Origin of the sequence: Hydrogenophaga sp. ANAO-22, assembly GCF_042466645.1 — a bacterium.
Taxonomy (GTDB): domain Bacteria; phylum Pseudomonadota; class Gammaproteobacteria; order Burkholderiales; family Burkholderiaceae_C; genus Hydrogenophaga.
Map to the genome: position 1 here is coordinate 1927532 of NZ_CP159956.1, position 18231 is coordinate 1945762.

Annotated in this window: 17 protein-coding genes; 5 read left to right on the forward strand and 12 right to left on the reverse strand. The window is 64.6% G+C overall.

Annotation, left to right across the window (positions count from 1 at the left end):
• Nucleotides 1-15: 15 nt before the first annotated feature.
• Nucleotides 16-864 carry a MurR/RpiR family transcriptional regulator gene (locus ABSY19_RS09125; RefSeq protein WP_382161596.1) on the forward strand — a complete coding sequence of 283 codons (849 nt, stop codon included), beginning with the start codon at nucleotides 16-18 and terminating at the stop codon, nucleotides 862-864.
• Nucleotides 865-1005: 141 nt separating this feature from the next.
• Here ABSY19_RS09125 and ABSY19_RS09130 read toward each other — a convergent pair whose 3' ends face one another.
• The 8 genes from ABSY19_RS09130 to ABSY19_RS09165 all read right to left on the reverse strand — a co-directional run bounded on the left by ABSY19_RS09130 (nucleotide 1006) and on the right by ABSY19_RS09165 (nucleotide 10586).
• A complete protein-coding gene (locus ABSY19_RS09130) occupies nucleotides 1006-2085 on the reverse strand; it encodes an ABC transporter ATP-binding protein (RefSeq protein ID WP_382161599.1) in 1080 nt (359 codons plus the stop codon).
• Nucleotides 2082-3056 (reverse strand): ABC transporter ATP-binding protein, encoded by a 975-nt coding sequence (locus ABSY19_RS09135; RefSeq protein WP_382161602.1) that lies wholly within the window; start codon nucleotides 3054-3056, stop codon nucleotides 2082-2084. The genes ABSY19_RS09130 and ABSY19_RS09135 overlap by 4 nt, the downstream gene beginning before the upstream one ends.
• Nucleotides 3057-3063: 7 nt before the next feature.
• The gene (locus tag ABSY19_RS09140; protein ID WP_382161606.1) at nucleotides 3064-3975 is read right to left on the reverse strand and encodes an ABC transporter permease; all 912 of its coding nucleotides are present in this window, start codon (nucleotides 3973-3975) and stop codon (nucleotides 3064-3066) included.
• Between the two features lie 64 nt (nucleotides 3976-4039).
• A complete protein-coding gene (locus ABSY19_RS09145) occupies nucleotides 4040-5626 on the reverse strand; it encodes an ABC transporter substrate-binding protein (protein WP_382161608.1) in 1587 nt (528 codons plus the stop codon).
• The gene (locus ABSY19_RS09150) at nucleotides 5623-6906 is read right to left on the reverse strand and encodes a M20 aminoacylase family protein (protein ID WP_382161611.1); all 1284 of its coding nucleotides are present in this window, start codon (nucleotides 6904-6906) and stop codon (nucleotides 5623-5625) included. Before ABSY19_RS09150 ends, ABSY19_RS09145 begins: the two co-directional genes overlap by 4 nt.
• Nucleotides 6906-7886, reverse strand: coding sequence for an ABC transporter permease (locus ABSY19_RS09155; protein WP_291114063.1), 981 nt, complete (start codon nucleotides 7884-7886; stop codon nucleotides 6906-6908). The genes ABSY19_RS09150 and ABSY19_RS09155 overlap by 1 nt, the downstream gene beginning before the upstream one ends.
• A gap of 63 nt (nucleotides 7887-7949) precedes the next feature.
• Entirely contained in the window at nucleotides 7950-9521 is a 1572-nt protein-coding gene (locus ABSY19_RS09160; RefSeq protein WP_382161614.1) for an ABC transporter substrate-binding protein, read from the reverse strand.
• Nucleotides 9522-9617: 96 nt separating this feature from the next.
• Entirely contained in the window at nucleotides 9618-10586 is a 969-nt protein-coding gene (locus ABSY19_RS09165; RefSeq protein WP_382161617.1) for a DUF3047 domain-containing protein, read from the reverse strand.
• Nucleotides 10587-10636: 50 nt separating this feature from the next.
• Between ABSY19_RS09165 and ABSY19_RS09170 the strand changes: the two genes are divergently transcribed.
• Nucleotides 10637-10951, forward strand: a complete 315-nt coding sequence (locus tag ABSY19_RS09170) for a ComEA family DNA-binding protein (RefSeq protein WP_382161620.1) — start codon at nucleotides 10637-10639, stop codon at nucleotides 10949-10951.
• 78 nt (nucleotides 10952-11029) lie between these two features.
• On the opposite strand, the gene ABSY19_RS09175 is transcribed toward ABSY19_RS09170, so the two are convergent.
• Nucleotides 11030-12016, reverse strand: a complete 987-nt coding sequence (locus ABSY19_RS09175) for a porin (RefSeq protein WP_382161624.1) — start codon at nucleotides 12014-12016, stop codon at nucleotides 11030-11032.
• 260 nt (nucleotides 12017-12276) lie between these two features.
• Entirely contained in the window at nucleotides 12277-13302 is a 1026-nt protein-coding gene (locus ABSY19_RS09180) for a porin (RefSeq protein WP_382161627.1), read from the reverse strand.
• 316 nt (nucleotides 13303-13618) lie between these two features.
• Between ABSY19_RS09180 and coq7 the strand changes: the two genes are divergently transcribed.
• Nucleotides 13619-14281 carry a 2-polyprenyl-3-methyl-6-methoxy-1,4-benzoquinone monooxygenase gene (gene coq7 / locus ABSY19_RS09185; RefSeq protein ID WP_382163747.1) on the forward strand — a complete coding sequence of 221 codons (663 nt, stop codon included), beginning with the start codon at nucleotides 13619-13621 and terminating at the stop codon, nucleotides 14279-14281.
• 21 nt (nucleotides 14282-14302) lie between these two features.
• Here the strand turns inward: coq7 and ABSY19_RS09190 are convergent, their stop codons facing one another.
• On the reverse strand, nucleotides 14303-14752 hold the full coding sequence (locus ABSY19_RS09190) for an OsmC family protein (RefSeq protein ID WP_382161629.1): 450 nt from the start codon (nucleotides 14750-14752) through the stop codon (nucleotides 14303-14305).
• Nucleotides 14753-15032: 280 nt separating this feature from the next.
• On the opposite strand from ABSY19_RS09190, the gene ilvA reads away from it, so the two are divergent.
• Nucleotides 15033-16577 carry a threonine ammonia-lyase, biosynthetic gene (ilvA, locus tag ABSY19_RS09195; RefSeq protein WP_382163749.1) on the forward strand — a complete coding sequence of 515 codons (1545 nt, stop codon included), beginning with the start codon at nucleotides 15033-15035 and terminating at the stop codon, nucleotides 16575-16577.
• Nucleotides 16578-16586: 9 nt separating this feature from the next.
• The gene (locus ABSY19_RS09200) at nucleotides 16587-17684 is read left to right on the forward strand and encodes a nicotinate-nucleotide--dimethylbenzimidazole phosphoribosyltransferase (protein ID WP_382161632.1); all 1098 of its coding nucleotides are present in this window, start codon (nucleotides 16587-16589) and stop codon (nucleotides 17682-17684) included.
• Nucleotides 17685-17692: 8 nt separating this feature from the next.
• Here the strand turns inward: ABSY19_RS09200 and ABSY19_RS09205 are convergent, their stop codons facing one another.
• Complete coding sequence (locus tag ABSY19_RS09205) at nucleotides 17693-18199, reverse strand: type II secretion system protein N (RefSeq protein ID WP_382161635.1); 507 nt, start codon at nucleotides 18197-18199, stop codon at nucleotides 17693-17695.
• Between the last annotated feature and the right edge of the window lie 32 nt (nucleotides 18200-18231).

The window sequence follows — 18231 nt, forward strand, 5'->3', positions numbered from 1 at the left end:
GTAACCAACCCCAACATGCTCGACCGGATCAAAGCCTCCCTGCCCTCGCTGGCGCCTGCCGAGCAACGTGTGGCCAAGCTCGTGCTGCTGGACCCGCGCACCTTCGCCAGCCTGCCCGTGACCGAACTCGCCGAGCGCGCTCACGTGAGCAAACCCACGGTGGTGCGGTTCTGCCGCAGCATGGGTTACGACGGCCTGTCGGACTTCAAGCTCAAGCTCGCCGGCACGGTGAGCGAAGGTGTGCCGTTCATCCACCGCAGCGTGGACGTGGACGACAAGACCAGCGACGTGCTGGTCAAGGTGATCGACAACACGGTGGCGGCCTTCCTGAAGTACCGCAACGACGCCTCCAGCCACGCGATCGAAAAGGCGGTGGACGCCCTGGTGGCCACCTACAAGAACCGCGGCCGCATCGAGTTCTATGGCGCGGGCAACTCGGGCATCGTCGCGCAGGACGCGCAACACAAGTTCTTCCGCCTGGGCATCAATGCCATCGCCTACAGCGACGGCCACATGCAAGTGATGAGTGCGTCCCTGCTCGGGCCGGGCGACTGCGTGGTGATCATCTCCAACTCCGGCCGCACGCGCGACCTGATGGACGCGGCCGACATCGCGCGCAAGCACGGCGCCACCGTGATCGTGATCACCACCAGCGGCTCGCCGCTGGCGCAGAGTGGCCACATCCACCTCTCGGCCGACCACCCGGAAGGCTACGACCGCTACAGCCCGATGACCTCGCGCCTGATGCACCTGATGGTGATCGACATCGTGGCCACCTGCCTGGCGCTGCGCATCGGCGGCACCAAGCTCCAGCCCCTGCTCAAGGAAATGAAGAACAACCTCCGAAGCAAGAGGTACACGTGACCGTGCGCGCCAGAAACGCCCCAGGACGGTGGGTGCTTCCCGCAGCGAAGTAAAGGAGGAGGCCCGGCGAAGCCGGGCCGGAGGACATTCGCGGAGGGGAGCACCCACCGTCCGCGCCAACGCCCATCCGGTGGCGTGAAACTAGATCCGCCCCTCTTCCACCGCATGGCAGGCGATGCGAATGCCCCCAAGGCCCAGCAGATTCGGGCGCTCGCTGCGGCAGCGGTCGTTGGCATGCGGACAACGCGGATTGAAAGCACACCCACTGGGCGGGTTCAGCGGGTTGGGCACCTCACCCGAGACCGGTGTGCGCGCCTTGCCGGTGTCGTGCATCTTCGGGATCGCATCGAGCAGCATGCGCGTGTAGGGATGGCGCGGCCGGTCGAACAGCGTGTGCTTGGGCGCCAGCTCCACCAGCCGCCCCAGGTACATCACCCCCACATGATCGCTCACGTGGCGCACCACCGCCAGGTTGTGGCTGATGAAGAGGTAGGTCAGCCCGCGCTCGCGCTGCAGGTCCTTCATGATGTTGAGCACCTGCGCCTGCACGCTCACGTCCAGCGCCGAGGTGGGCTCATCGCACACCAGAAACTCCGGCTGCGTGGCCAGGGCCCGCGCGATGGAAATGCGCTGGCGCTGCCCGCCCGAGAACTGGTGCGGGTACTTCACGCGATCCAGCGGCGACAGGCCCACCGACTTCAACAACTCATCCACCCGTGCGCGCAAAGCCACCGGCTCGGTCTCGATCTCGTGCTCGCGCAGCGGCTCGGCAATGATGTCCTCCACGCGCCAGCGTGGGTTCAGGCTCGCGTACGGGTCCTGGAAGATCATCTGGATCCGGCGGCGCAGCTTGCGGCCTTCCGGCGTCTTGAACGCAGCGTGTGCGTCCTGGCCGTCGAACTCGAAGCCACCCCGGGTCGGCTCGTACAAGCCCACGAGCAGGCGCGCCACTGTGCTCTTGCCGCAGCCCGACTCGCCCACCAGGGCCAGCGTCTGGCCCCGTGGAATGTCGAAGGACACGCCGTCCACGGCGCGCAACAGCTGGCGCGGCTGGCGCTCGATCACGCGGTTGAGCCAGGGCGCGGACACGTCGAAGGTCTTGGCCAGGTCGGTCGCACGCACCAGCGGCGCCTCGGGGGCGGCGGCAGGTACCTCGGCACTGCTTGAAGCACCGCGGTTTTGCGCGGCCAGCACCGCTTTTTCGATCATGTCGGCGCTCATGCCAGGGCTCCTGCTTGCGCGTGCAGCCAGCAGGCCGCCCGGGTGGCTCCGGCCGGCAGCAGATCAGGCCGGTCGACGTGGCAGCGGTCGAACACCTTCTCGCACCGCGGGTTGTAGGCACAGCCGGAGGGAATGGCGTTGAGCCGCGGCATCGCGCCGTCGATCTGGTGCAGGCGCTCGCGGTCCTGGCTCATGTCGGGAATGCAGGCCATCAGGCCGGCGGTGTAAGGATGCGCCGGGTGGTTGATGACCTCGTGCACCGGGCCGATCTCGGCGACGCGTCCGGCGTACATCACGGCCACGCGGTCGCAGGTCTCGGCGATCACGCCCATGTCGTGCGTGATCAGCATCACCGCCGCCCCACGCTGTTTGCAGATGGTCTTGAGCAGCGTGATGATCTGAGCCTGGATCGAGACATCGAGCGCGGTGGTGGGTTCGTCGGCCACGATGAGTTGCGGCTCGGCCGCGAGTGCCAGAGCGATCACGACGCGCTGGCGCATGCCACCGGAGAACTGGTGCGGGAAGTGGTCGATGCGCTGCTCGGCGGCCGGGATGCCGGTGTCCTTGAGCAGGTCGATCGCGCGCCTGCGCGCCTCGGCCTGGCTCACCGGCAGGTGCGTGGTGATGGTCTCGATGAGCTGGCGGCCCACGGAATACAGGGGGTTGAGCGAGGTCAACGGGTCCTGGAAGATCGCGCCGATCTGGCGGCCCCGCACCTTGCGCATCTGGTCGTGCGGCAGGTTGTCGATGCGACGGCCATGCAGCAGGATCTCGCCCGAGGCGACACGGCCCGGTGGCTCCAGCAGGCCGATGATGGAGGCGCCCGTGAGCGACTTGCCCGCGCCGGACTCACCCACCACGCCGAGGATCTCGCCCGGGGCGATGTCGAAGGAAACGTCGTCCAGCGCGCGCAGCGTGCCGCGGCGGCCGGGGAATTCGACGACCAGGTTCTTGACTTGGAGAAGGCTCATCTTGGTCTCAGCGCAGGCGGGGGTTGAGTGCGTCGCGCAGCCAGTCGCCCAGCAGGTTCACGCTGAGTGCGATCAGCACCAGCATGGCGCCCGGAAAAATGGTGATCCACCATTCGCCGGAGAACAGGTAGTCGTTGCCCACGCGGATCAGCGTGCCCAGCGACGGTGAGGTGGGCGGAGCGCCCACGCCCAGGAAAGACAACGTGGCCTCGGTGATGATGGCCGTGGCCACCTGGATGGTGGCCAGCACCAGCACCGGGCCCATGACGTTGGGCAGCACATGGCTGCGCATGATGTGCAGCGGGGCCACGCCGGTCACGCGCGCGGCCTGCACGTACTCCTTGTTGCGCTCCACCAGCGTGGAACCCCGCACCGTGCGCGCGTACTGCACCCAGCCGGTGAGCGTGATCGAGATGATCAGCACGCCAAAGGCCAGCGTCTCGTGCGCATTGGGGAACAGGGCCCGGCCCACGCCGGCGATCAGCAAGGCGATGAGGATGGGCGGGAAGGACAGCATCACGTCGCACAGGCGCATGAGGAAGCCGTCCACCCAACCGCCGAGGAAGCCGGCCAGCAGGCCGAAAGTGACGCCGATCACCACGGAGAGCAGCACCGAGGCCAGACCCACCGCGAGCGAGATGCGCGCGCCGTACATCAATGCCGAGAGGATGTCGCGGCCCTGGTCGTCCGTCCCGAGCAGGAAGTTGCTGGATCCATCGGGGTGCCAGGCTGGCGGCAGCCGGGCATTCGTGAGTTCGAGCGTCGCAAGGTCAAAAGGGTTGTGCGGAGCCACCCACGGCGCGAAGACCGCGCAGAACACGCAGATGAAAGCGATCACCGCCGCGACGATGGCGGTCGGCGAGGTGCGGAAGCTGTGGCCGACATCGCTGTCGAGCCCTCTTTTGATGAGGCTGATCACGTGGGGAACCTGGTTGGGTGCGACGCCACCACAAGGCCGGGGCCTCGTGGTGGCGAGGGCCGGCTTATTTCGCCGGTTTCACCGACATGAAACGGAACGGCATGAAGTTGTCGGCCAGCTGGACCAGCTCCACGTTGTTGGCCACGCCCCAGGCCAAGGCCTGTTGGTGCAGCGGCAGGTGGCCGATGTCGTCCGAGTGCAGCTTGAAGGCCTCCTTGATCAGGGCATCGCGCTTGGCCTTGTCGGTCTCCGACTGGATCTGCACCGTCAGCTCGTCGACCTTGGGGTTGCAGTAGGCGCCCAGGTTGAACTGGCCGCTGCCCTTGTCGTCCACGCAGCGCATCAGGGCATTCAGGGCGTTGTGCGCGTCGTAGGTGCCCGGGGTCCAGCCCAGCATGAAGAAGCTGGTGTCGCGGCGCAGGATCTTGGGGAAGTAGGTGCCCTTGGTTTCGGCCTGCAGGTTGATCTTCACCCCGATGCGCGCGAGGTTGGCGGCGACCGCCTGGCAGATCGCGCCGTCGTTCACGTAGCGATCGTTGGGGCAGTTCAAGGCCACTTCAAAGCCGTTGGGGTAGCCGGCATCGGCCAGCAACTTCTTGGCGGCGTCGGGGTCGTACGGCAGGCGGTTGTTCATGGCGTTGTCGAAGCCATTGATGCCGGGACCCACCATCAGCGCCATGGGCTTGGAGGCGCCGCGCATCACGGTGCGCTGGATGCCGTTGATGTCGATGGCCTGGTAGAAGGCCTGGCGCACGCGCTTGTCCTTGAAGGGGTTCTTGCCCTTGACGCTGGAGTACAGCAGCTCGTCGCGCTTCTGGTCCATGCCCAGGAAGATGGTGCGCAGTTCGGGACCCTGCATCACCTTGCTCTTGCCGCTGGCGTTGATGCGCGCCACGTCCTGCAGCGGGACCGGCTCGATCACGTCCACCTGGCCCGAGAGCAACGCCGCCACGCGGGTGGAGTCGTTGCCGATCGGCGTGTACTCCACGTTGACCACGTTGCCTTCGATCTTGCCCCAGTAGCTGCCATTGCGCACGAAGCTGGTCTTGACGTTCGGCTGGCGCTCGCGCAGGCGGAACGGGCCGGTGCCATTGGCGCGGAACGAGGCCGCATTCTCAACACCCTTTCGTCGGTCCACGGGTCGCGTGGCCTGGTTGTCCTCGGCCCACTTCTTGTTCATCATGAACAGCAGCGACAGCACGTCGGGCAGGATAGGGAACGGTCCCTTGGTCTCGATGTCGACCGTGAAGTCGTTGACCTTGCGGACTTCCTTCACGTCGTTGGTGTAGCTCTTCATGTCCGAGCCTTCGCCCGAAGCGCGCGCGAAGGTGAACAACACGTCATCGGCCGTGAAGGGTGCGCCGTCGTGGAATTTCACGCCCTTGCGCAGTTCGAAACGCCAGATGCTGGGCGAGGTCTGTTTCCAGCTCGTCGCCAGCCCGGGCACCAGCTTCAGGTTCTGGTCGCGCGCCACCAAGGGTTCGTAGACGTTGTTCGTTACGCTGAGCTGCAAGGACTCGTTGAGCGAATGCGGGTCCATGGACAGGGCATCGCCCTGGTTACCGATGCGGATGGTCTGCGCCGAGGCGGCCCCCAGGGTGAGCATGGCGGTTGTGACCAGTGCGGCCGCCAGCGTTTTCCGGAAAATCATGCTTCGCTCCTTGATGCGTTTGTGGTTGTGGAAGGGGTTTTGCTCGACGCGTGAGCCTCTTCGGCCAATGGCATGGCGTGCTCCACCAGGCTGGCGTGCAGGGCCGCTCCGAGCGGCAGAACCTCGTCGTTGAAGTCGTAGCGGCTGTTGTGCAGGAAACAGCTGCCAAGGCCGTTTTCGGCACCTTGCCCCAGGCGCAGGTAGGCCCCGGGCTTGACCTGCAGCATGAACGAGAAGTCCTCGGCCCCCATGCTCGGGTCCATGTTGCGGTCCACGTGATCGTGGCCGACCAGCTTCTGCGCCACATCGGCCGCGAAACGGGCTTCGTCCCGCGTGTTGATGGTGGCCGGGTAGATGCGCTCGTAGTTCACGTGCGCCGTGGCACCCAGGCCCAGCGCCACGCCGGAGCAGACCTCCTGCAGGCGTTTCTCGACCATGGCCTGCACTTCGGGGTTGAAGGTGCGCACCGTGCCCACCAGCGTGGCCTTGCCCGGCATCACGCTGAACGCGCCCATGTCGCCAGCCTGCATCGCGCACAGGCTGATGACCGCGCTGTCGATGGCGCGCACGTTGCGCGAGACGATGCTCTGCACCGCCGTGATGATGTGGGCCGACACCAGCACCGGGTCCACCGTCTGGTAGGGGTGCGCGCCGTGGCCGCCCTTGCCCGTGACTTCGATGGTGATGCGATCGGCCGAGGCCATCATGGGGCCGGGGTTCACGCCCACCATGCCAGGGCGCATCTGCGGCCAGTTGTGCATGCCGAAAACGGACTGCACCGGGAAGCGGTCGAACAGGCCGTCCTCGATCATGGCCTTGGCGCCCGCAAAACCTTCTTCGCCGGGCTGGAAGATCAGCACCGCCGTGCCGTCGAACTGGCGCGTTTCGGCCAGGTAGCGCGCCGCACCCACCAGCATGGCGGTGTGGCCGTCGTGGCCGCAACCGTGCATCATGCCGGGGCGCATGGACTTCCAGGCGAAGTCGTTGTGCTCGGTCATGGGCAGCGCGTCCATGTCGGCGCGCAGGCCGACCATGCGGCCACTGGTGTGGCGGCGGCCGCGGATCACGGCCACCACCCCCGTCTTGCCGATGCCGGTGTGGATCTCGTCCACGCCGCACACCTTGAGCGACTCGACCACGCGCTGCGCAGTGTAGTGCTCTTCGAAACCGATTTCCGGATGGGCGTGCAGATCACGGCGCAAGGCCGTGAGCTCGGGGTGGAAGGCCGCGATGTGGGAAAACGCGCGGCCATGGGCCTTGATGCGGGACGGGGTGGACATCAATGGCCTCCCGCCTTCTCCACGCGAAGGCGGGGGTCGACCGCGAAGTACAGCAGATCGACGATCAGGTTGATGACCACGAAGATCAGCGCGATGAGGCACAGGTAGGCGGCCATCACCGGGATGTCGGCGAAGGTCACGGCCTGGATGAACAGCAGCCCCATGCCCGGCCACTGGAACACCGTCTCCGTGATGATGGCGAAGGCGATCAAGCCCCCCAGTTGCAGACCGGTGATGGTCATCACCGGCACCAGCGTGTTCTTCAGCGCGTGTCCAAAATGCACCGCGCGGTTGGTCAGGCCTCGGGCGCGCGCGAACTTGATGTAGTCGGTGCGCAGCACCTCCAGCATTTCCGCGCGCACCAGCCGCATGATCAACGTGAGCTGGAAGATCGCCAGCGTGATGGCCGGCAGGGTGATGTGGTGCCAGCCCTTCGGAGTCAACAGGCCGGTGCTCCACCAACCCAGCTGTGTCACGTCACCCCGACCGAAGCTGGGGAACCAGCCCAATGTGACGGCGAACAGCAGGATCAGCAAGATGCCGATCAGAAACGTGGGCAGAGACACACCGAGCAGCGACACGGTCATGAACACCTGGCTCATGAACGTACCGCGCCGCAACGCCGCGTACACCCCCATCGGGATGCCCACCACCAGCGCGAGCACCGCCGCCACCATGGACAGCTCCAGCGTGGCGGGGAAACGCTCGGCGATCAGGCGCGAGACCTTGGCCCCCTGCCGCAGCGACAGACCGAATTCACCTTGCACCGCGTTGGCGAGGAAATGCCAGAACTGCACGAAGAAGGGGCGGTCCAGACCGAGTTCGGTGCGCAGTTCGCGCACCTGGTCCGGGGTGGCATCCTGCCCGAGCAGGAACACCACGGGATCCCCCACATACTGAAACAACATGAACGCGATGAACGCCACGCTGACCATGACGATCACGGCTTGCGCCAGTCGCCGAAGAATGAATGCGAACATCGTTTGAAAAATAAAGAGAGGGTCGCCCCCTGCGGTGCGCGACCCTCGACTGACGCTGTGAAATCAGTTTACCTTGATGAGACGCCAGTCCAGGCGGTTGTCCGCCCGGTGCACCACGTCGACATTCTTCTTCATGGCCCAGGGAATGATCTGGTTGTGCAGGGGAATGTGGGCCACGTCCTCGTTCTGCAGCGCCAAGGCCTTGGTCAGCAGTTCCGTGCGCAGCTTGAGATCCGTTTCCTTTTTGGTGCGCTCCACCAGCGCGTCCATCTGCGGGTTGCTGTAGCGGCCCACGTTGTAGTTGCCATCGCCACCCGCCCCGACCGAACGCACCAGGGACTGCAGACTGTAGAGCGCGTCAAAGGTGGGCACACCCCAACCCAGCATGTAGATGCTGGCTTCGTAGCGCTGGATCATCGGGAAGTAGGTCACCAGCGGCAAGGTGCGCAGCTTGGCCTTCACACCGATGCGCGCCCACATGGACGTCACGGCCTGGCAGATCTGCTCGTCGTTGATGTAGCGGTTGTTGGGGCAGGCGAAGTCGACTTCAAAGCCATCCTTGTAGCCCGCATCGGCCAGCAGCTTCTGGGCTGCCGCCACGTCGAAAGGATGCCGCTTGTGAACCGCCTCCGTCCAACCATTGACCTGCGGAGCCACCAAGGCGCCAGTGGGCTGCCCCAGACCACGCAGGCTCACACGCGCGATCGTGTTCATGTCGATGGCCTGGTACAACGCCTTGCGGACCCGCTGGTCCTTCAAGGGGTTCTTGCCCTTGATGTTGCTGCCCGGCAGTTCATCGCGAAACTGGTCCATGCCGAAGAAGATGGTCCGGTTTTCCACGCCATCGATCACCTTGAGGTTCTGGTCGCCACGCACGCGCGCCAGATCCTGCGGGCTGGGGTCGAGCACCAGATCCACCTCACCTGAAAGCAGCGCCGCCATGCGCGTGGCCACCGCTTTGACGGGCGTGTAGACAACTTCGGTCACGTTGCCTTCCGACTTGCCCCACCAATTCGGGTTGCGCGTGACGACCAACTTCTGGTCCGGCTGCCACTCCTTCAGCACGAAGGGGCCCGTGCCATTGGCGTTGCGATGGGCGAAGTTCTCGTCCTGCGTCTTGATGTCCTTGGGCATGGTCGAGTTGTTCTTCTCCGCCCAGGCCTTGCTCATCATGCGCAACTCGGTGAGCTGGTTCAGCAACACCGGGTTGGGGTCCTTCGTGAAGATGTCGATGGTGTTGGCGTCCACCTTCACGACCCGGTCGATGCCTTGCGCATAGATGCCGAAATTCGATGTCTTGGTCATTGCCCGTTCGATCGAGAACACCGCGTCGTCCGCCGAGAACGTCGAGCCATCGTGGAACTTGACCCCCGTGCGCAGGTTCATGCGCAACTGCGTGGGCGTCACCTGCTTCCAGGCCGTCGCCAGAACGGGCTCGGGCTTGAAGGTCTTGCTGTTGTAGTAAACCAGCGACTCATACACCGACGCGTGGATGCCGTTGGCCAGGGCGTTGTTCTGGGAATGGATGTCCCACGTGGGAATGTCACTGGCGCTCGTCCATTTGAAAGTTTTGGCGTGAGCACCGCCGGCTCCAATGGCCATCGCGGCGAACAGGACTGCAAGTGGGAGCTTCATTTGTTGACACCTAAATAAAGTGGACATCCCGCCACTATGCAACAAACGTTCCCGGCCAATGCACCGGAGTAACCCGAACGGACAGACGCCCTGGCGTCAATCTGAGGCGCGTTCCAGCCTCAGCGCGCCATACCACGCCGTGAGTTGGCTGTCCGTGTTGTCGGTGTCCGTCATCAGCGCCACCAGGCGCAAAGGTCCCGGCTCCTCGCCAAACGCCAGACGGAAGTCGGCGCGCACGTCGCGCACGTGATCGCGCCACTGCCCCAAGTTGGCCACGTCACTGTCCACCACCAGCTTTCGGATGCGGTCTGTGCGAGGGTTCACCACAACGGTGCCCGGTTCGTGCTTGGCGCTCCAGACGTAGATCAAGGAGGCATAGGGCATCTCTTCGCCCGTCAGCAAGCGACTCATCTCCGAAAGGCGATGGTTTCTGGGCGTCCAGCGCGCGCGATCACCATCGAAGGCGAGGACCACCCGCACCGCCGAGTCCGCCTGACTGGACACGGCCAGATCGGCATCCGTGGGCAAACCATCGACCCGCCACGAAAAAGACAGACGCCCCACGGATTCCAGCGAAGGCACGAACCGCTGCCGCAGGATGCTGACGGAGCTCTTCGCACGCACCTGCAGTGCCGGGCGCCCCCCCACTTGGACCGGCTCGAACGCCTTGTACCGCTTGCCGGGAAAGAAGAACGGCTCCCAGGGCACATCCGCCACCGGTGTGAAAAAAAGCTGGTTCGCGGCTTTCAGCACCTCTGGGCTGGCTCCGCTGGGCACCTTTTGGGGCCGGGAAGGTGGCCCATCTTCCGCCAGCTCGTCTGACATCGCCGGTGATCCTGCGCACCCTCCCAACACCAAGGTGACCGATCCCACACAGACAAGGGACGCCATCACGCGCACCAGACTCCTTTTTGGCGCTCGAAAGGACGCCTTCATGTTGCAAACACGCATAAAGAATGAATTGGATTTATAAAAATGAAGATTTATCTTCAAAAAATCAAACTTTAGAAATAAATTCATGACCCGAAGCCATGGTGGCTTCGGGTCATGAATGGGGAAGCGCATCTTGCAAGCCCAGCCATGGCGTGTCAAAACGTTTCAATGGAGAGGAATCCATGTTCAAGAAAATCCTGACCAGTCTGCTGGCCCTTCTCGCCGCCGCCAGTTTCGCCGCAGTGGACATCAACACCGCCACCGTGGCCGACCTCGACAGCATCAAAGGCATCGGACCAAGCACCTCGGCCAAGATCCTGGAAGCGCGCAAGGCCTCCCCCTTCAAGAACTGGGGCGACCTGATTCAGAGGGTACCCGGCATTGGTGACAAACGCGCCGCCAAGCTGTCGTCGGAGGGACTGACCGTCAATGGGGACAGTTTCAAACCCGCAGCGGCTGCGTCAGCAGACAAGAAGTCTGCGGCCCCGACAAAGTAGTCTCGCGGCATGCCCATAAAAAAAGCCACCCGGCATGCCGGGTGGCTTTTGGCTGATCGGTGTTCCGAAGAACGGAGATCAGAACTTGTGCTGCAGGCCAACACCGAACACGGTGCCCTTGACGGCGGTCGTGCCAGCGACTTCTTCCTTGGCCTTGGTGAAGGCGGCGTAGGTCGAGGTGCGCTTGGACAGCGCGTACAGGGCGCCCACGGAGTAGCCGGTGCGCTTGGTGTCCGTGCCATCCTTGTCCTTGGACGAGGCGTAGCCGGTCGACAGGCTCAGAGCGGACGACAGGGGGAAGTCGGCGCCGATTTGCCAGTCGTTGGTCTTCGTGGCGAACACATTGCGGGTCTGGCCAACGCCGCCCTTCAGCACGGCCACGCCCAGGTCGTAGGCGGCGGTGAAGTAGGTGAACTTGGCGTCTTGGCCAACGCCAGCAGCGTCGTTTTGCAGCTGGTAGGCGAAAGCAGCCGTCAGAGGACCAGCAGCGTACTGCAGGTTGAAGTCGGTCTGGTCGCGCTTGACAGCAGCGTTCTCGTCCAGGCCGTGCGACACAGCAGCGCTGAAGCCGCCGAAGTTGGGCGAGGTGTAACGCAGGGCGTTGCGCGGCTTGTCGTTATAGGCAGCAACGCTCATGACAGCGTATGCGGGCGAGAAGGACACTGCGTCGAAGATGGAGTTGCCGATGTAGAACACATCGTCAAAAGCCGACCACACGTTACCGAACTGGACGGTACCGAAGCCGCCTTCCAGACCCACCCACGATTGGCGGTTGAAAGCGGTGCCAGCAACGGCCGTGCCGTTGGAAGCATCAAAGCCTTGCTCCAGCTTGAAGATGGCCTTCAAGCCGCCGCCCAGGTCTTCCGAACCCTGCACGCCCCAGCGGCTGGTGGCCAGACCAGCGGAGTCCAGACGCGTGGAAGACACGGAGCCCACGCCAGGCACTTCCGTCTTGACGCGGCCAGCCCAAACGTCCACCAGACCGTACATGGTCACGCTGGATTGGGCTTGGGCCACACCAGCCACGGAGCCGAGAACTGCCAGGGCGATCAATGATTTTTTCATGGTTACTTCCTTAAAAATATTGCGGTGAGAACCACCACAAAGTTAGAAAACTGACTGGTGCATGTTAGGAGGAAAGCTCCTCGCCCCTAGGGTAAGCCCTGAAAAACGGTTCAAATTCCGTCCGTTTTGTTGCCTCAGTGCAACAGCACAGGGACGGCGGCCCTCGGTGGCCGTCAACCAACCAAACGAAAAAAAGCCACCTGTCCGAAGACAGGTGGCTTTCAAACATCTGACAAGCTGGCTTGAAGCCAGCGAGACGATCAGAAGTTGTGTTGCAGACCGAAGCCGAAGCCGGTGCTGGACTTGGCGCCATTGCCGCCAGCGGCCGTCACCGTCGCCGGGACCCAAGCGGCGTTGCGGCGTGCAACGTTCACGTAGGCCTGGGTGCGCTTGCTCAGGAAGTACTTGTAGCCAGCGATGATGGTGCGGCCATCGTCACCCACTTGCTCGTTGCTGTTGAACGAGGCGTAGATCAGGCCAGGACCGACAGGAGCGGTCAGACCCAGCGCCCAGGAGTTGTCGGCATCGGAAGACACACCACCTTGGTCACGGATGGTGAACAGCACCTTGACGACGCTGAAGTCATAGGACACAGCGAACTGATTCACAGCCGTGAGACCGTTGGCAGCGGCGGTACTAGCAACAGCACCCCTGTAGTTAACAAACGTCGCGCTCAGAGGACCGCCGTCATAGCGGACACCCACGCCCCTGCCGGCCTTGTTGCCAGCAAGAGTGGATTCGGAAGGAGCGTATTCCAGCTGCACCTGGACGCCACCGAAACGGGGCGAGTGGTACTGCACAGCATTGGGCACGTACACCGAGCTCGAAGCATTGGACGTCTTGCCAGTTGCGCCGATACCGCCGGCAGCATTGCCACCGAGAACCGAGTTGGCGTCATGCACGGAAACACCCTTGGTGCCGTTGGCCAGCAGGACGTTGGCGTACAGCGTGTTGACCGGACGGCCAGCGCGCAGGGTACCGAAGCCGCCGGTCAGGCCAACGAACATGCCGTTGTTGCCCAGGCCATCAACGGAAGACACGGTGCCGGTGTCGCTGTTGAACGAGGTCGACACTTGGAACACAGCCTTCAGGCCGCCGCCGAGGTCTTCGGTGCCGGCCAGGGTCCAGTTGCTGGTGCCGTTGCGGTTGGCGGTCATGCGCAGGGCGTCGCCAGAGAAACGCTTCTCGAGGCCAACGTCAACGGTGCCCGACAGGGTCACGGTCGACTGTGCGAAAGCGGCGCCGGTGGCTGCCACGGCGGCCAGAGCGATCAGGGTCTTTTTCATTGAAGGGTTCTCCAAGGGTTAATAAGGGCCGGGGGTCTTTGCCACCGAGCCAACCTCCATCCAGGAAGCTGCGCTAATTGCATCAGAAAGTTTCCGATGGCGCCATGGTGGCGAGGGCTTTTCTCGCCTCATGGCGGTGCATCCGTTGCACCTGTGCCACGTTGTTAGTAGATACCCGCATATGGTGAGGCCCACAAATCATGATCCGTGGCTCGCGGCGTTCAGCCCAGGAAACCAGCGCAGGCAGCCGATCGCCAAAATCATCGAGGAGCAATCCATGGCAGCATGTGTCCTGGCGATCCCTTCTGTCCACACCATGCCCAACACCACCGATGCCCTGCTGAATGCGGCCGACTCGGCCCTGAGGACCCTGTTCGTTTCACCGAGGGGCACGCGCGAATGCCCGACCTTGCCCGAACGGGCATCGGACGCGGAACTCGGCCCGGAAGAGCGCCAGCTCTCTGGCGCCCTGATGCGGGTGAACCATGTCGGCGAGGTTTGTGCCCAGGCGCTGTACACAGCGCAGGCCTTGGCGGCGCGCTGGCCCCGGGCTACCGGCGCCGTGCCCAATGAGGCACTCGCCCTGCAACTGGAAGCCGCAGGGCGTGAAGAGACGGACCACCTCGCGTGGACCCAGGCACGCCTGGACGAGCTGGGCGCCCGGCCCTCGCTGCTCAACCCGCTCTGGTATGCGGGGGCCTTTGGCCTGGGCTTGATCGCCGGACGCGTGGGACCGGGTGTGAGTCTGGGTTTCGTGGTCGAAACCGAGCGCCAGGTGGAAGCCCATCTGGCGAGCCACATGGACCGCCTGCCCGCGAAGGACCAAGCCTCCAGAGCCATCGTCGCGCAAATGAAGGACGACGAAGCCCGACACGCTCGTGAGGCTCAGCAGGCTGGCGCGGTGGAACTGCCCGCTCCGGTCAAAGGACTGATGCGCATGGCGGCCAAGGTCATGACCACCGTGGCGCACCGCATCTGAGCAGCGCACAAGCGCCGACGATCAAGCCTCCAGCAAATCAAAGCTGGTCGTGATCTCTGCGGTCTTGCCCAGCATGATGCTGGCCGAGCAGTACTTGTCGTGGCTCATGGCAATGGCGCGCTCCACCGCCACGGCCGGAATGCCTTTCCCGGTCACCGTGAAATGCATGTGGATCTTGGTGAACACCTTGGGATCGACAGGCGCGCGTTCGGTCACCAGCTTCACGCTGCAACCGCGCACATCGTGGCGCCCTCTTTTGAGGATCAGGACCACGTCGTAGGCGGTGCATCCGCCCGTGCCGGCCAGCACCGTTTCCATCGGGCGGGCCGCCAGGTTGGAACCCCCGTTGTCCGGCTTCGTTTCATCCGGGGCGCCATCCATGGCGATCACGTGGCCACTGCCGGTCTCGGCCACGAAGCCCATGTTGGAGCGGGTACCGGCGGCGCCGGTCCAGGTGACGGTGCATTCCATGAAGTGTCCTGTCGTTAAATAACCAAAGGTATTGGGGTGAGCGCTCTAAAAATCATAGAAATCTGATTCGTGATGTTGCAATGCAGCATGCGAGCGTTATACTGGCGTCATTGTATTTACGGTTGTCTCCTCTACCCTCCACGGGTGGATTCAAGCCCGGTCTGGTTCTGCCAGCCCGGGCTTTTTTTCGCCCCCGATATGATGTGCGGCGAGGAACACCATGCCGCCAGCCCGCCCCAAACAACACAACAACACCCCAAAAGCCTCGTCGACCACCACCATGGGGCCGGCGGACTACCTGAAAAAAATCCTGAATGCCCGGGTGTATGACGTCGCGGTGGAATCCGCGCTGGAGCCGGCAACCAACCTGAGCCGGCGGCTGCACAACACCGTGCTGCTCAAGCGGGAAGACCAGCAGCCCGTGTTCAGCTTCAAGTTGCGGGGCGCCTACAACAAGATGGCGCACCTCTCGCCAGAGCAGTTGAAGAAGGGCGTCATCTGTGCCTCGGCGGGCAACCATGCCCAAGGGGTGGCGCTGGGCGCGCGCAAACTCGGCACGCGCGCGGTGATCGTGATGCCGACCACCACGCCCCAGGTCAAGATCGACGCAGTCCGTGGTTTTGGCGGTGAAGTGGTCCTGCATGGCGACAGCTACTCCGACGCCTATACCCACTCCCTTACCCTGCAGAAGAAGCAGGGACTCACTTTCGTGCACCCTTTCGACGACCCGGACGTGATCGCGGGTCAGGGCACGATCGCCATGGAGATCCTGCGCCAGCTCCAGAGCCTGGGCTCGGACCACCTGGATGCCGTGTTCGTGGCGATCGGCGGCGGCGGTCTCATTTCGGGCGTGGCCAACTACATCAAGGCCGTGCGCCCCGAAATCAAGGTGATCGGTGTGCAGACGACCGACTCGGACGCGATGTTGCGCTCGGTCGAGGGAGGTGAGCGCGTCACCCTGGCCGACGTGGGCCTGTTCGCCGACGGCACGGCCGTCAAGCTGGTCGGCGAAGAAACCTTCCGCATCGCGCGCGATCTGGTCGACGGGTACATCACCGTGGACACGGACGCGGTGTGCGCCGCGATCAAGGACGTGTTCGTGGACACGCGCAGCATCGTCGAGCCCTCGGGGGCGCTGGCGGTGGCGGCCATCAAGCAATACGTGGCCCAGCACAAGACCCGCGGCGAAACCTATGCCGCCATCCTGTGCGGCGCCAACATGAACTTCGACCGGCTGCGCTTCGTGGCCGAGCGCGCCGAAGTGGGCGAGGAGCGTGAGGCGCTGTTTGCCGTCACCATCCCCGAGGAGCGTGGCAGCTTCCGCCGCTTCTGCGAGGCGATCGAAAAGCTGCCCGGCGGACCGCGCAACGTGACCGAGTTCAACTACCGCATCCACGACGGCAGCGCGGCCCATGTGTTCGTGGGCCTGACCACCCATGGCAAGGGCGAGTCCGGCAAGATCGCGGCCAACCTGATCAGGCACGGTTTCGAGACCCTGGACCTCACGCACGACGAACTGGCCAAGGAGCACATCCGGCACATGGTGGGTGGGCATTCGCCCCTGGCGCACGACGAGCGCCTGCTGCGCTTCGTGTTCCCGGAGCGGCCAGGTGCGCTGCTCAAATTCCTGAGTCTGATGCGCCCGGGCTGGAACATCAGCCTGTTCCACTACCGCAACCAGGGCGCCGACTACGGCCGCATCCTGGTCGGGCTTCAGGTGCCTGCAAAGGACCACAAGGCGTTCGACAAGTTTCTCGACACGTTGGGTTATCCGTACGTGGAGGAAACCAGCAATCCGGTGTACCGTCTGTTCCTCAAAAGCTGACCACCCGCCATGGCCCTCGACCCCGTCTTCGAACCGATCACCCGACGGGCACCCGAGTTGCCCGCGAACCTGAAGCTGCCCCACATCGCGGCCACGACGGACACGCTGCTGGATCACTCGGTGATGCTGCGCCTGGCGCCCGAAGGCATGCCGGAGCACTCGCTCGGCCGCATGGAAGCCCTGGTGCTGCAGCTGGCGCGCATCCAGCACGGCAGCCCCCTGCCCTTTGACCTGCTGGTTTTCGACTCTCCTCAACTGGTCGTGTTCGCGGCCGACCACGGCATTGCCGACGAGGGCATGTCGGAAATGCCGCAGTCCATGACCTGCGAGCACGTGCTGCAACTGCTGCTCGGCGCCGCACCGGTCAATGCCCTGGCCCAGATGCACGGCTTCGACCTCACGGTGGTCGACGCCGGCGTGGCCTCCCACATCACCCTGCCCGACGATGCCCGGCGCAAGGCTCCGCTGCTGCTGCGCAAGATCGGCTATGGCACCCGCAACCTGATGATCGGCCCGGCCATGTCACAGGCGCAGGCCGTGTCGGCTTTGCACGCGGGCATGGACGTGGTGCGCCACCTCCCCGGCAACGTGATTGCCCTGGGCGACGTGGGCGTGGCCAACAATGTCGCCGCCTCCCTGCTGCTCTCCCGGCTGTGTGGCGTGCCGCTGTCCGACGCCTGCGGACGCGACGACTTCCACGGCGCGGGCCCCCACGACGACCCGCATCCCCAGCGCATCGAAAAACTCTCGGCCGTCGCCAGCCGGCACCGCAAGGCGCTGGGTCCGCTGGACGCGCTGGCCGCGCTCGGTGGGTTCGAGATCGCCATGATGGCCGGCGCCATGTTGCAGGCGGCCGCCGAGCGGCGGGTGGTGCTGGTGGATGGGTACGTGGCGAGCGCGGCCGCCCTGGTGGCGCGGGGCCTGGTGCCAGCCGTGGCCGACTACCTGGTGTTCGGCCACCGCTCGGCGGAAAGCGGGCACCGCCTGATGCTGATCCATCTGCAGGCCCAGCCTCTGCTGGACATGGGCATGCGCATGGGCCAGGGCACCGGCGCTCTGCTGGCGTGGCCCCTGCTGCTCGCCGCCCAGGGCCTGCTCGAACGCTGAGCCCGGATTCAGGGCGTGGTGGCGGTCTCGGGCAGGGTCAGCTCCACCGAGGCCGGGGCTTCCAGCGAAGGCCCCAGGTGCACCGCGCGGCGCGAGACGGATTGCAGCACCAGCCCACCCTCCAGCGAGGCCCCTAGGCGGTAAGGCCGGGGTGGTTGGCCATCCACCGCGATCAGCGCGGCACCATCCCGGGTACCGACCGCGACCACCCCCAGCAAGTTGTACCGGGGCGGCGCTGCGCTGGCCACCGCACCCGTGGACGCGGCAGCGGGCAAGGCACCCAGCGAGCGGGCCACGGAAGCCGTATCGGCCGCCACCTGCGCCGGTGCCATGGCCGACACCGGCGTCACCGGCGACCGGCCCCAGGCCAGCAACACCCAGTAACCCGCGCTCAGGCCGGCCGCCAGCCACAGGAGACCTGCGGCGATGGTCGGCCCTCGCCGTCCTGCGGTCTGCAGGGCGGCTGGGCTTTCCATGAGGAAGCCGGAATGGCCGAACGCGGGTGCCTTGTTCATATGGGCGCATTATGATCGACGACCACCGGTTT

Bases quoted from the DNA above. Each gene is read 5' to 3' on its own strand.
- ABSY19_RS09205 (WP_382161635.1), bottom strand. From the start codon at position 18,199: ATGAACAAGGCACCCGCGTTCGGCCATTCCGGCTTCCTCATGGAAAGC.
- ABSY19_RS09145 (WP_382161608.1), bottom strand. From the start codon at position 5,626: ATGATTTTCCGGAAAACGCTGGCGGCCGCACTGGTCACAACCGCCATG.
- ABSY19_RS09125 (WP_382161596.1), top strand. From the start codon at position 16: ATGCTCGACCGGATCAAAGCCTCCCTGCCCTCGCTGGCGCCTGCCGAG.
- ABSY19_RS09155 (WP_291114063.1), bottom strand. From the start codon at position 7,886: ATGTTCGCATTCATTCTTCGGCGACTGGCGCAAGCCGTGATCGTCATG.
- ABSY19_RS09175 (WP_382161624.1), bottom strand. From the start codon at position 12,016: ATGAAAAAATCATTGATCGCCCTGGCAGTTCTCGGCTCCGTGGCTGGT.
- ABSY19_RS09190 (WP_382161629.1), bottom strand. From the start codon at position 14,752: ATGGAATGCACCGTCACCTGGACCGGCGCCGCCGGTACCCGCTCCAAC.
- ABSY19_RS09130 (WP_382161599.1), bottom strand. From the start codon at position 2,085: ATGAGCGCCGACATGATCGAAAAAGCGGTGCTGGCCGCGCAAAACCGC.
- coq7 (WP_382163747.1), top strand. From the start codon at position 13,619: ATGCCCAACACCACCGATGCCCTGCTGAATGCGGCCGACTCGGCCCTG.
- ABSY19_RS09200 (WP_382161632.1), top strand. From the start codon at position 16,587: ATGGCCCTCGACCCCGTCTTCGAACCGATCACCCGACGGGCACCCGAG.
- ABSY19_RS09150 (WP_382161611.1), bottom strand. From the start codon at position 6,906: ATGTCCACCCCGTCCCGCATCAAGGCCCATGGCCGCGCGTTTTCCCAC.
- ABSY19_RS09180 (WP_382161627.1), bottom strand. From the start codon at position 13,302: ATGAAAAAGACCCTGATCGCTCTGGCCGCCGTGGCAGCCACCGGCGCC.
- ABSY19_RS09165 (WP_382161617.1), bottom strand. From the start codon at position 10,586: ATGCGCTTCCCCATTCATGACCCGAAGCCACCATGGCTTCGGGTCATG.
- ABSY19_RS09135 (WP_382161602.1), bottom strand. From the start codon at position 3,056: ATGAGCCTTCTCCAAGTCAAGAACCTGGTCGTCGAATTCCCCGGCCGC.
- ABSY19_RS09160 (WP_382161614.1), bottom strand. From the start codon at position 9,521: ATGAAGCTCCCACTTGCAGTCCTGTTCGCCGCGATGGCCATTGGAGCC.
- ABSY19_RS09170 (WP_382161620.1), top strand. From the start codon at position 10,637: ATGTTCAAGAAAATCCTGACCAGTCTGCTGGCCCTTCTCGCCGCCGCC.
- ilvA (WP_382163749.1), top strand. From the start codon at position 15,033: ATGGGGCCGGCGGACTACCTGAAAAAAATCCTGAATGCCCGGGTGTAT.